Source organism: Pseudomonas sp. H3(2019) (assembly GCF_007713465.1).
Lineage (GTDB): Bacteria > Pseudomonadota > Gammaproteobacteria > Pseudomonadales > Pseudomonadaceae > Aquipseudomonas.
Genome location: NZ_VMSG01000002.1, coordinates 227,480 through 239,875 on the forward strand (window position 1 = coordinate 227,480; position 12,396 = coordinate 239,875).

At 58.5% G+C, this 12,396-nt stretch carries 9 protein-coding genes and 1 pseudogene; 1 reads left to right on the forward strand and 9 read right to left on the reverse strand.

The window, feature by feature from the left end:
* Positions 1 to 23 precede the first annotated feature (23 nt).
* From FPT12_RS27805 to FPT12_RS03380, 3 genes are all read right to left on the reverse strand, one after another.
* Positions 24 to 1,550 carry a class I adenylate-forming enzyme family protein gene (locus FPT12_RS27805; RefSeq protein WP_218570709.1) on the reverse strand — a complete coding sequence of 509 codons (1,527 nt, stop codon included), beginning with the start codon at positions 1,548 to 1,550 and terminating at the stop codon, positions 24 to 26.
* 17 nt (positions 1,551 to 1,567) lie between these two features.
* A complete protein-coding gene (locus FPT12_RS03375; RefSeq protein WP_178098594.1) occupies positions 1,568 to 2,854 on the reverse strand; it encodes an MFS transporter in 1,287 nt (428 codons plus the stop codon).
* Between the two features lie 217 nt (positions 2,855 to 3,071).
* Complete coding sequence (locus FPT12_RS03380) at positions 3,072 to 3,458, reverse strand: ectoine synthase (protein ID WP_145014639.1); 387 nt, start codon at positions 3,456 to 3,458, stop codon at positions 3,072 to 3,074.
* 875 nt (positions 3,459 to 4,333) lie between these two features.
* On the opposite strand from FPT12_RS03380, the gene FPT12_RS03385 reads away from it, so the two are divergent.
* The gene (locus FPT12_RS03385; RefSeq protein WP_145014640.1) at positions 4,334 to 6,073 is read left to right on the forward strand and encodes a dipeptidase; all 1,740 of its coding nucleotides are present in this window, start codon (positions 4,334 to 4,336) and stop codon (positions 6,071 to 6,073) included.
* 53 nt (positions 6,074 to 6,126) lie between these two features.
* On the opposite strand, the pseudogene FPT12_RS03390 reads toward FPT12_RS03385, so the two are convergent.
* The 6 genes and pseudogenes from FPT12_RS03390 to FPT12_RS03415 form a co-directional block, all read right to left on the reverse strand.
* Positions 6,127 to 6,603, reverse strand: a pseudogene (locus tag FPT12_RS03390) (ATP-binding protein); the annotation flags it as partial.
* A 346-nt stretch (positions 6,604 to 6,949) separates the two neighbouring features.
* Positions 6,950 to 8,362, reverse strand: coding sequence for an aldehyde dehydrogenase family protein (locus FPT12_RS03395; RefSeq protein ID WP_145014641.1), 1,413 nt, complete (start codon positions 8,360 to 8,362; stop codon positions 6,950 to 6,952).
* A 10-nt stretch (positions 8,363 to 8,372) separates the two neighbouring features.
* Entirely contained in the window at positions 8,373 to 9,416 is a 1,044-nt protein-coding gene (locus tag FPT12_RS03400; RefSeq protein ID WP_145014642.1) for a homoserine dehydrogenase, read from the reverse strand.
* 175 nt (positions 9,417 to 9,591) lie between these two features.
* Positions 9,592 to 10,029 carry an Lrp/AsnC family transcriptional regulator gene (locus FPT12_RS03405; RefSeq protein ID WP_145014643.1) on the reverse strand — a complete coding sequence of 146 codons (438 nt, stop codon included), beginning with the start codon at positions 10,027 to 10,029 and terminating at the stop codon, positions 9,592 to 9,594.
* 21 nt (positions 10,030 to 10,050) lie between these two features.
* Positions 10,051 to 11,430 (reverse strand): threonine synthase, encoded by a 1,380-nt coding sequence (gene thrC, locus FPT12_RS03410; protein WP_145014644.1) that lies wholly within the window; start codon positions 11,428 to 11,430, stop codon positions 10,051 to 10,053.
* Between the two features lie 16 nt (positions 11,431 to 11,446).
* Entirely contained in the window at positions 11,447 to 12,337 is an 891-nt protein-coding gene (locus tag FPT12_RS03415; RefSeq protein WP_145014645.1) for a LysR substrate-binding domain-containing protein, read from the reverse strand.
* Positions 12,338 to 12,396 lie beyond the last annotated feature (59 nt).

A 12,396-nucleotide genomic window follows, 5' to 3' on the forward strand; every position in this document is an offset into this window, starting at 1 on the left:
TCCGTTTACGCATTGAATGTTTATTAAATGGCCACAGCGCCGGCTGCCAAGAGATGCGCCGTCGTTTTACCGTTGAGGTTGCGTGGCAACGCCTCATGAAAACTGACAACGCCGGGCACCATGTACCAATCCAACTGCGTGGCGCAGTACTGGACAAGCGCGTCACCCGACAACTCACAGCCTTTTTTCAGAACCACACAGGCCTTGGGGACATGCCCGGCAACTTCATCCGGCAGAGGGATCACGACGACCTCGCTGACGGCCTCGTGCGAGAGGATGACCTGCTCGATTTCCCTGGGGTTGACTTGAAACGTGCGCCGGGTGAAGACGTTGTCCTTGCGGCCGACGAAATACAGGTACTGCTCACTGTCCATCCTGAACAGGTCGCCGGTGAAATAGACCTGTGTCTCGCCGAACAGATCGTTTCTGAGCACACGCCGGTTCAGCTCCGGTTTGTTCCAGTAGCCGAGCATTACCAGATCGCCAGCGACGACCAGTTCGCCCACCCGATCTGGCTGGCTGATACGTTGCAGGTCTTCGTCAACGAGGAAAACCTTGACCCCGGGAATCGGCTTGCCAACTGACCCGGGACGTTGATCGAGCTGCTCCGGCGGCAGATACGCGACCCGCTTGCACTCGGTCAGGCCATACATGGAATAAACGGCAACACCTGGAAGGGACGCTCGTAATTGACGTATATGCTTGGGCGGCAGCGCTTGCCCGCTGCTGGCGATGTACTTCAGGGATTTGAATACTTCGACTTGAAACGCGTCCGGTTCGGCCTGCAACAGGAAGTGAACGGCGGGCGGCAGGATATGCATCGCGGTGATGCCATGTTGCCGAATCAGCTCAAGCATCTGCTCGGGCCGTTCAGGCAGCGCATTCTCGGTCACCGAGCGACCACCTCCGAGCAACGGCATCATGATGTTGTAGAAGCCATAATCGAAATGCAGGGGTGAGAAATTCAGTACGACCGCGTCCTCGAAGTTGCCCAGATAGCTGGACACTGCATCGTAGGCCGCCAGCATGTTGCGGTTGCTGACCGCGACACCCTTGGCGTCCTTCGTCGAGCCGCTCGTGTGGAAAATCACGCAAACCTCGGCACCGTTCAGCGCCCCGTCGCACACAGGAAACACCTCGTTCAAGCCATCGAATCCAGTGGTGCGCCACTGGCCCGGGCTGAATCGCTCACCCATGTGCAGGACGAACTGTAGATCGACCTTCCCGGTGAATTCGTCGAGGCTCGCACCAGCCGGTACGATCAGGGTCTTCGCCTTGATATCGTTGAGCTGATGAATGAGTTTTTCGGCGGCAATACCGTAATGCATCAGGACCAGCACGAACCCGGCCTTCATCACGCCGAGCGCGCAGGCAATCGTTTCGAGGGAAGTAGGCGCATGCAGGGCGACCCGGTCCCCCGCCGTCATCCCCGTTGCCAGCAACTGTTGAGCCACCGCGCCAGCCAGCTCATCCAGCTCAGCGTAAGTGAGCTGCTGCCCTGCGACGGCCAGTGCGATCTTCTCTGGCGTAAGCTCGGCGTGATCTTTCACATAGTGATGAAAAGGTCTCATTGGGCTACCTCGTTGCCATCCACCAGAGGCTCTTTGCCCGTGTTCGCGTTGGCAACTTCATTGTCCTTGGGAACGAGCAATACAATCGCACCGACGATGACTTCAAAAATCCCGCTACCGACGATGACCATGCCGGTTTCGAACCGCGCATAAAGTGCCGCACCGCAGGCCCCGGCAATGAGAATGGAGGCACCCAGCGCGGCAAAGCGCAACCTTGCCAGCCCGGCGATCTCGCTTTGCCTGAACGTGGTTTGAATCAGCAAAATGAATGAAATGTCGATCAGCGGCCCGCCGAGTGCGGCCAGGCCGGCGCCGAACATCATCCCGGGCAGGACGTACTCCGCCGGTAGACACATCACCGCTGCACCGATGGTCGCAATGCCCAGGCCGTTGACCACAGAGCCGAAGGTAAAGCCACCATACAGGCGGCGGATATGCAGGTTACCGACGACAAAAATAGAGATCAGGTTGCCGCAGCCATAGGCGCCCATGATCAGGCCGTAGGCGGCAAAACCCTGTACACCGAAACCCTGGATGTCGTACTTGACCACGGCCAGCGCCATGCCGATGGAAATGCCCAGACTCCAGGCGACGTTGCCCAACCCGGCACACACATACACCGCCTGCATCTGCCGGCGACCGACAAGGCTGCGCCAACCGGCAGTGAAGGCGGCACGCCGGCTCGTCACCTTGACCGGTTGACGAGGCAACGCCTTGCTCAGCTTCATCACCGCCCAGGCCGAGATCAGGAACGTCAGGCTATTGAGGGTAAACAGATGTTCAAGTGGAATCAGCAGCGTAATGGCCGCGGCCAGCATCGGCCCGATCACCCGAGCTACCCGGATGATCGCGTCGAACAGCGCGTTGACGGCCTGCAACTGGTCCGGCGCCGCGACAATGCGTGGCAAGCTGGCGCGCAAGGCCGGTTCGAACAAAGAGTTGACGATCATCATGAGCATGACTGGCACCGCCAGCATCCACAGGCTCATGATACCCAGCGCCCAAGCCAGCATCGGAATCAGGGCGAGCCCGGCCCGTGCGAGGTCGGCACCGATCATCGTGCGCCGATGGTCCCAGCGCTCGGCCCAGATCCCTCCCAGCAACGCACCCGCCAGCGCGGCGCCACCGCGCAACGCACTAAGCCAACTCGCATCGGTACCGGCGATCTGCACCGCCATCCAGGCGACGGCGATCGCGAACAATTCGTCGCCGATCGAAGATAGCGCCAGCCCTCCCCACAGCAATGCCACAGGCCGCTGACGCAACGGTCTAAACAACTTCATATCATCAATTCCGCACATGAAGACCTGCCACACAACGGACCTGTAAGCCCACCCTTATCGACGCGTAAAACGTTGAAGTCGGGTCTACCCCAGCGTTGATAACTTCGTCATTGATTCGAATAAACTTTACCTGCGCGCAACAACCAAAACGCGTCATCCGGGGAAGTACCAGGTGAGTTTTTTCAGCTGGCGAAGTACCGAACTGGAAGTTCGCTGCTCAATAAGAAGAGGCGCTCTGATTATTTATCGAGTGACGTTCGGTGCCCACAAGCGGAGGATTGAAAACACTGATCAGGATGAGGTCCGTGAACTTGCCACCCCGCAGATAGTGACGATCATGTTTGTCCAATACATACATATCTCCTGGGCGAATCGGATGAACCATGCCATCCATATCCTCAATCTCCCCTTCACCGGCAATGCAATAGCAGGCCTCAAGATGATTGCGATAATGAAGAAAGGACTCCGTGCCAGCTCGCACCACTGTATGGCAGATAGTAAAGCCGATGCCATCCATCTCCGTTAGCAAACGGTGGCTGGTGCCAGCTCCCCATTCGACAAAAAAATCGGTTTTTTCAACATCAGAGATACTACGGACAAACATATTCAGCTCCTTATGAATATATAGACGACTGCATCAAAGTTCCGAGGCGGCCTGATCGGCCATACCGGAAGCACCACGCCCATAACGTAAAGGCGAGCCCACACATGACAAGTGCCCTGCCGACCATTTGAAGTGTATTTGTATTTCTAGATAGCGCTGTCTCTCGCGAAACCGAATAAACCTAGTACCTGACTAAATATACAAAACAATCAAATAGCAAGATAAGCAGAATACCCCCTGCAAAAAAGGGTATATCGTCGCGAGACGCAGGACGTACACACTGCACGTGTGCCACTATGGCGAATTAGTCATTCCCTGACCCTATTGTTTCCCTGTAGTCAACGTTAACTACGCCCGAATAGTACGTGTGCAACTTTTAGGGTGTCAATGAGTTTTTCTTATTCCGCTCACACTAAGACGAGTGAAATATCCGAGCACCGCCTGTGACATTCCAGTTACAAAACTCCAAAAAAAGATATAACAGTTACTATGTTCTCTATCAAAAGGCGATAAAAAGCTGATATAGGCAGTCAGCTCTTTCTATTTCGGAAACTGCTTCAGACCGCCGGATTCCGAAACCTGCACAGATACCCGATACCTGACGACGGACCGCACGCAGCCTCGTTACTGTGCACCCTTATCGCATGAGCCATCTGCTCCATCGGAGAAACCTCGGGACGAGTGATCGACGACCCCGAAAGCCCTGGGAACCTTCCCCCGGGCTTTTTCGTTTCTGCGTCGCTTTTGCATTTCTGTGCGACAGATCTCACTTCAGGGACTCCCGTACCACTTCCTTATGGTGTTAGTTTGGAAATGTTTCTGTCTCATCGATCAGAAATTTCTCACAAACCACCTGCAAAGGAATGCCCCCAGCAATGGACTTCTCACTCAAGCACCTGGCCGCGACAACCTTGATGCTGGCCAGCCTTTCGGCGTTTACCACGTCAGCTCGCGCCAACATCACACCGCTCCAGAGCGCGACCATCCTCAAGACATTCAGTGATGCATCGGTTACGGATTTCAGGCAGTTCCTGGGCAGTCTGGCCAAGAGCGACCTCGCCAAAACCGCCGACTTCGGCCCGGCAATCAGTGCTTTCCAGGGCAACAAGCCCCTTTCTCCTGAACAGCAGAACGAGATCCATCGCCTGCTTGGCATCTATGCGCGGGTGAAGTACGGCAACGTTGCCACCGAAACCCTGCGCGAGCTGGTGGCAATCCCGACCTTCCGCGTGGATGGCGTTGCCCAGCACGAGAATCCCGAATTCATCAAGATCGCCGACAAGCTCAAGGGCCTTGCCCAGGCTTTCAACCTGAACTTTCGCAACATCGACAACCGCGTCTATGAAATCTCCCTCGAAGGTGCTGGCGATGAAGTCGTGGGCATTCACGCGCATGCCGATGTGGTGCCCGTGACGCCGGAGAACTGGGTCCTGAAAGACGGCACCCGACTCGATCCGTTCAAAGTCACCCTGGTCGGCGACCGCATGTATGGCCGGGGCACCGAGGATGACAAGAACGGCATCGTGGTGGCGCTCTACGCCATGAAGATCATCAAGGAAGAGAAGCTGCCGCTGGCGAGGAATTTCAAGCTGCTGGTAGACACCACCGAGGAAACCACCGGCGACGCCATCCCCTATTACTTCGAACACAACCCGACGCCCAATTACAACCTGGCGCTGGATGGTGGCTACCCGGTGGTGATTGCCGAGAAAGGCTACGGCACCGTCATGGCGACTTTTGCCCGGCGTGCCGCAGAGGGCAAAGGCGCGGAAATCACTTCAATGACCGGCGGCCTGGCCACCAACCAGATACCATCGACTTCGGTCGCCACCCTGGTGAGTGACAAGCCTGCCGAATTGGCCGTCAGCTTGCAGAAGGCCGGTACTGATTATGCCAAGCGCAATGGCGGCAACTTCGAGGTGACTGCCAAGGTCGTCGGCAAGGACGTCAAGCTGACGGTCACCGGCGTTTCCGCCCACTCCTCCGAGCCCGAGTCAGGCGTCAACCCGGTGGCAAGGATGCTGGGCTTGATCAACAGCCTCGACGCTAAGGTCGCGCTCAAGCACAACCACATTACCGACGCCGCCCGCTATGCTGCCGACAACTGGGGCCTGGACTACTTGGGTGGCAAATTGGGGGTCGGTTTTTCCGATGCTTTCATGGGACCGCTGACCACGTCCCTGACTTATGTCGGGATGGATGACAAAGCCTTCAAGCTCGCGGTCAACCTGCGCGTGCCGGTCGGTAAATCCCCGGAGACGCTCAAAACCGAAATCGCCGATAAGCTTGGCGCCTGGAGCAAGCAGACCCAGATTGCAGCGGCCTTCAACTACTCGGTCGCCGAGCCGATGCACCGCAACCCCGAGGGTGAATGGGTCAAGGCCCTACTGGCGGTGGCCAGTGAAAACCTTGGCATGGAGCACACGTTCGGCACCTCCGCCGGCGCCACCTCGGTCCATGAACTGCCCAATGGCGTGCAATTCGGCCTGGCCAGGCCCGAGGTCAAGTACACCGGCCACACCGACAACGAGTTCAAGACGGTCGAGCAGTTTCTGCTGGACCTGCAGATCGTGACCGAGATGATGGGGCGCGTCGGGCAGTTGCCGAAGCTCTGATCCACCGTTCGGACCCGCTCTTGTGGCGGGTCCAGCTTTTTGATGGTCGGGCGCTACCCAAGCAACTGACTCAACGCCGCTCGCAGCTTTCCGGGTTTGACCGGTTTGTTCAGCAGCGGCGCACCGAGTCGTTGCAAGGCGCGGCGACATTGGTCACTGCGGTCTGCAGTGATGATCACTGCAGGAATGGCGGCGGCGAAATGCTCGCGCAGGTGGCGAATCACGTCGCAGCCGATCGGCACCTGAATGCTGAACATTGAACCGCGTCCCGGCAACGAGTGAACCTCGACCTTGTGCTCGAGAGTTCTCGCGATACGCTCGACGATAGCCAGTCCCAACCCCACGCCCTTGCGGTCGGCGGCACGTCCGACGTCCAGCTGGTTGAACTCCAGGAAAATCGAGTCCAGGCGGTCGGCCGGAATACCGCGACCGGTGTCCCAGACTTCCAGGCGCAAGCTCTTGCCACGTCGCCGGGCTCCCAACAGGATGCTGCCCCGCTCGGTATAGCGACAGGCATTGCTGAGCAAGGAAAATTCCGTGGACTGCGTTTTCAAACAACCATTTGTAGCGGTTGCGTTCGGCTTCCAACTCGTCGAAAGCCCAAGTGCGGATGCAACAGCTGCCGCGCCAGTTCCTGGGCCACCAGCCGGGCATCGGTTGCCTGGGACATTCCACTGACGACACCCTCGTTCTGGGCCTGCTGCATCTTCGCCTCCTGCCGGTGCGCAACAATATGAGGCCTGAGTGTACGAAGCCTGGCGGGAGTCACGAATGCTACTTGGGTAGGGGTTAGCCGCTTCCATGGGATGAAAAGGCCGGGACGGTGGCCAAACCGTCCCAATGCCAAACAAGCAGTGCTTTTTTTCCTTGAATCACCTAACGAAGGATATTCAGACACACCACCTTGGGTTGCGTCATTTCCTCATAGGCGAAGCGCACCCCTTCCCGCCCCAGGCTGCCGTACTTGAAGCCACCAAATGGCATCGCATCGAAGCGATAGTCGGAGGAGTCGTTGATCATCACGCCCCCGGCTTCGATCCTGCGCGCAGCGCTCATGGCCGTTGCCAGATTGTTGGTGAAGATCCCCGCATGCAGGCTGTATTCCGGTTCGTTCGCCAGGGCGATAGCCTCATCGAAGGTCTCGAAGGGCTGCAACATCACCACCGGAGCAAACACTTCGTTGCGCCACAACCGGCTGGCGTGATCGACATTCTCCAGCACGGTCGCTGTGTAGCAAGCACCCTGACGCTGATTGCCGCACAGTAACCTGGCACCCTCCAGCAGGGCTTCGCTCACCATTTGCTCAGCTTGTTTCGCCGCCTGCGGGGTAATCATTGGGCCGATGTCGGTGCCCGCCAGCGCCGGGTCGCCAACCACCAGAGCCTGAGCCTGATTGACGAAGCGCTCGCGGAAAGCCTCATAGATCGAGGCCTGGACCAGCAGGCGCTGAGTGCCGATGCAGTTCTGACCCGCCGCCCAGAAGGCCCCGGACAGGCAACTTTCGACGGTCGCTTCAAGGTCGCAGTCGCCCATCACGATCACCGGCGCATTGCCGCCCAGGTCCATGGTCAATTTCTTCAGGCCGGCGATACGGGCAATCTGCTCACCCGTGGCGAATCCACCGGTAAAGGAAATCATCCGTACCTCCCGGGCGGCTACCAGGGCCCTGCCCAACTCTGCCCCGCCGGTGGCGACCGTGACCACAGACTCCGGCAACCCAGCCTCGACCAGATACCTCACCAGCCTGATGGCCGACAACGGCGCCAGCTCGGACGGTTTGAGAATCACCGCGTTACCGCCGGCAATCGCCGGGCCGAGCTTATGTGCCACCAGATTCAACGGATCGTTGTACGGGGTGATCGCCACAATCAAGCCCAGCGGTTCCCGGGAGAACCAGCCCTGCCGCGACTCGGAGCCTTCATAGGCGTCGAACGGCAACACTTCGCCAGCATTGCGCGTGGCCTCTTGTGCGGAAAGCTTGAGGGTGTTGATACACCGTTTGACTTCTTTCTCCGCCTGCTTGAGGGTCTTGCCGGCTTCGTCGACGATCAACCGGGCAAAAGCGCGGGCATCGCGTTCGATACTCAATGCCGCCTGTTCAAGGATCCGTGCCCGGAGATAACGCGGTAACCCGGCGCTGGCCTTAGCTCCCTTGCGGCCCTGCTCCAGCAACTGCGGAACCTGTGTCGTACAGACGTCCGCTACGGTCCCGACGACGCTGCCGTCGAAGGGGTTCAGCACATCAATTTGATTCTCCACAATGGCCAGGGCCGGACGCGATAGGTTCACAGGCCTTCTCCTAGTTGTGTGCAACGGACTGATGGATATTGATGATGTCCGAGAGCAACGCGAACGCAGTTTCCGTGCGCCCGGCCCCCGGCCCCGAGACCGTCACCGTGCCGAGCAAACCGGTAATAAATGACACCGCGTTAGTTGCACCGCGGATACCGGCCAGCGGGTGATCGTTGCTCAGCAACCGGGGTTCGACATGCGCACTGACCGAACCATCGGCATGCCGTGTGGCGGCGCCGATGAGCTTCCAGCGTGCACCGTCCTGCCGGGCTCTTTCGATATCACTGAGGTTGAGGGCACAAATACCCTTGCAACTGACATCGCTGACATTCAGTTTGGCGTCCAGCAGTTCATTGGCCAGGATCACTACTTTGAGGCGTACATCATGCCCCTCGACATCCGCAGTCGGGTCGGCCTCGGCGTAGCCCAGTTGCTGAGCCTTGCTGACCGCCTCGGCGAACCCCAGCCCGTCTTCCATGCTGCTCAGCACGAAGTTGGAGGTGCCGTTGAGAATCCCCTCGAAGCCGAGTATTGAGCTGCCCGCCAACGACTGCTTGGCCAGGCGGATCACCGGCGTGCCGCTCATCACCGAGCCTTCGTATTCAAAAGCGACGTTATTGCGTCGAGCGAGGTCCTTGAGCTCCGCAGCGTGCAAGGCAATCGGCCCCTTGTTGGTAGTGACCACATGCTTGCTGCCTTCCAGCGCCCAGCGACAGAACGAGGTGGCCGGCTCGCCGTCGACCGGATTGGTGAAAGTCGCCTCGACAACGATGTCCGCACCGGAGTGTTTGATCACAGCTTCATTGAAGGCTTCGGCATCCCCTCCCGGCAACTGCGCCAGAGCACCCTTGACCGCAGGCAAGTTAGCCAGTTGAGCGGCATCCAGTCCTTCGCGGCCAATCACGCTGCCGAGGAACAGGTCGGTGACACCAACAATTTTCAGGGTAAAACCCAGTTCGTTTTTCCAGCTTTCGTTACGCTCGGCAATCAGTTGAGCCAATGCCCGGTTGACACCACCGAAGCCGACCAGCGCCAGTTTGTATTCAGTCATTTTTTATCGCCCTTGATCCGAATGATGGGTTGCTGGGCACTAGATTAGGCGGGCGGCCAAGGCAGTGAAATATGGCTATTTGCTCTATTTTATGGGCGTTTTGACCAGTGACTGGGCAAAGCGTCAGGCATAAAAAAAGCCAACATGAGTTGGCTTTTTTACCAGAGCAAAACGGCTAGACAACAGACGACAGCACGAATGAAGTCACGGTGTTTTCCACCCCAGGCAACGCGGATATTTCATTCCAGACTTTATGCACTCGCTCCGGGCTCGCGGCACCGACTCGCAGCATCAGATCGAACTCGCCGCTCATGACATCGCACTGGATGACCTCCGGTATCTGCCGCAAGGCCTGCAGCACTTCCGCGCCACGCATACGATCGTAGCGGTAGACGAAAATCACTGCATTGATATTCGAAGAAGTCTGCCGCCCCTCCCCCGTACGCACCGTGTAGCCCTGTATCGCCCCGTCGCGCTCGAGTCGTTCGATGCGCTGGCGTACCGCATTGCGCGACAGGTTGACCTTGGCCGCCAACTCGGCATGGGCGACCCGGGCATTGAGCCGCAGTTCGGCGATGATGCGCTCATCGAGAGGATCCAGAATTCGCTTCACTTAGCCTCCTTTACAGCGTCTTCACAGAGCGCCGAGCAGTTGATGGATGATCTCGAGGTCATCGGGCTGAATCCGGTCAACCTGTGACGGCCCTTGCCCCGGCACCGGGCTGCGCCGAGCCGGCGCGGTGATCCCCAGTTCGCCGAGCAGCAGCGCGGACTTGGCCGGTGAGATCTCGCCCAGGGTGACCATCGGCGCCACAAGACTTCGGCGGTACAACCGGGCCGCGAGGACACCAGTGGCGGCATGCGGGTCGATGACATAACCGGTATCGCGATACAGCGAGGTGATTTCCTTCAGGGTCTGCTCATCACTGACCGAGTAGGAGTCGATGATCATCCGCGCCTGTAGCCAGAACTCGTTGGCGATGCTCATCTCGCCGCTGGATTCGAACTCGACCATCAATGCGCTCACCGCCTGATAGTCGTGTCCATAGAGTTCCCAGAGAAAGCGCTCAAGGTTGGAAAAAATCGACAAGTCCATGGCCGGTGACAAGGTCTTGTTGGCCCGTAACCTGGAGTAGTGATTTTTCAGGAACAACTGATGCAGCGCGTCGTTTTGATTGGTTGCAACGATCATCTGGGTGATAGGCAGGCCCATCTTTTGCGCAATATAGCCGGCGTAGACTTCAGCGAAACTCGCTGCCGGCACACTGAAGCCGATGGGACGCTGCCCACCCCCCAGTTGCAGCACGGCATGGAAATAAAACACTAGCTGCGCCAGCACGCCGACCCAGTTGTTCGAGTTGAAACTGACGGCCTCGTATTGCGCGCACGGCCATTGCCGGAACAACCGGGTGACGATGGTCTGACACTCGTCGAAGCTGCCATTTACCGCGAATCTGTGGACCCTGGGATGAGCCACCGCCTGCAGATCCTGTAACTGCTGCTCCGGCATGCCGGACTCCGGATAGATCACCACTACCATCGTATCGTCGCAGTGCTTGAACGCCTCGATGGCGGCCAGCCCGGTATCGCCGTTGGTGGCCCCCAGGACGATTCCGCGGCGCTGGCGTTTGCGCAGAAAGTACTGCACCAGTCGCGCCTGTAACTGGGCGGCAAAGTCCTTCGAGGAACAGGTCGGCCCATGGAACAGTTCCAGCACCCATTCATTGCGGTCAACCTGATGCAAGGGCGCAACAGAGCGATGGCTGAACGTACCGTAGGCCTCCTTCAGCAGGCACTTGAAGTCCACCTCCGGGATGGCATCGCCGACAAACGGGCTGATGACCCGATAAGCCAGTTCGTCATAGGGCAAGGTCGACCAATTGGCGATTTCCTGTGGCTCGAACAGCGGCAGACCAACGGGCACGAACAACCCACCGTCGTCGGCAATCCCGGATAACACGACCTTCTCGAAATCGGCCTGTACGGCCGAACTTCGTGTACTCACATAGCGCATGGTTGACTCCGGCCATTCATTTATAACGATGTGCCTGCTCGACCAGCCAGGTGGAAAACATCACCGCATCAGGGTGCTGATCGGCCTCGGCCCCCCGCACCAGGTAAAACGACTCGCTGGCCTCGATACGTTGCGCGAAGGGCTCGACCAGACGCCCGTCCTCAAGCATTTCGTCGACCATGGACGAGCGGGCCAGGGCAATGCCCTGTCCTAACTCGGCCATGCGCAACGTGGAAATCAGGGTATCGAACTGCATACCGGTGGACGAGTCGACGGCGTGCGCACCGACCATATTCAACCAGTACCCCCAACCTTCTTCGTAACCCAGGACATGCAGCAGTGGATGGTGCACCACATCCTCTGGCACCTTCAGCGGCGAGCGGGCCATCAGAGCCGGCGAGCAAACCGGGAACAAGGTGTCCCAGGTCAGGCGCTGAGACACCAGCCCTGGCCATTGGCCATGGCCCCAGCGAATCTCCATGTCATCCTCGCCATCGAGTTCCTTGACCCAGATGTTGCTGATATAGCGAATGTCGACATGCGGATGGGCCTGGCGAAAGTCCACCAGCTTGGGCGCCAGCCAGTGCACGAAAAACGACAGGCTGCCGCGTACCTTGATGGGCCGGCGATTGTGCTGACCAAAAATTTCATTGGTCCCCACCGCCAGCCGGGTAATCGCATCCTGTACCACCGGCAGATAGGCTTGGCCTTCCTCGGTCAAACCCAGACCACGAGGCAAGCGCTTGAACAGCGCCACCCCAAGGTGGCTTTCCAACTGGCGGATCTGTTGGCTGATTGCGCCCTGAGTCAAAAACAGCTCTTCGGCGGCGTGGGTGAAGTTCAGACAGCGAGCGGACACCTCAAATGCTCGCAACCAGTTCAATGGGGGTAACGTCTTTTGCTTCATGGCCTGGACCTCATTGACGCCCCCCGCACCGAGCACGTTTGCCCACCTCGTCGACAATG

Coding starts and splice junctions, on each gene's coding strand:
- FPT12_RS03375 (WP_178098594.1), bottom strand. CDS start 2,854: ATGAAGTTGTTTAGACCGTTGCGTCAGCGGCCTGTGGCATTGCTGTGG.
- FPT12_RS03380 (WP_145014639.1), bottom strand. CDS start 3,458: ATGTTTGTCCGTAGTATCTCTGATGTTGAAAAAACCGATTTTTTTGTC.
- FPT12_RS03385 (WP_145014640.1), top strand. CDS start 4,334: ATGGACTTCTCACTCAAGCACCTGGCCGCGACAACCTTGATGCTGGCC.
- FPT12_RS03400 (WP_145014642.1), bottom strand. CDS start 9,416: ATGACTGAATACAAACTGGCGCTGGTCGGCTTCGGTGGTGTCAACCGG.
- thrC (WP_145014644.1), bottom strand. CDS start 11,430: ATGCGCTATGTGAGTACACGAAGTTCGGCCGTACAGGCCGATTTCGAG.
- FPT12_RS03415 (WP_145014645.1), bottom strand. CDS start 12,337: ATGAAGCAAAAGACGTTACCCCCATTGAACTGGTTGCGAGCATTTGAG.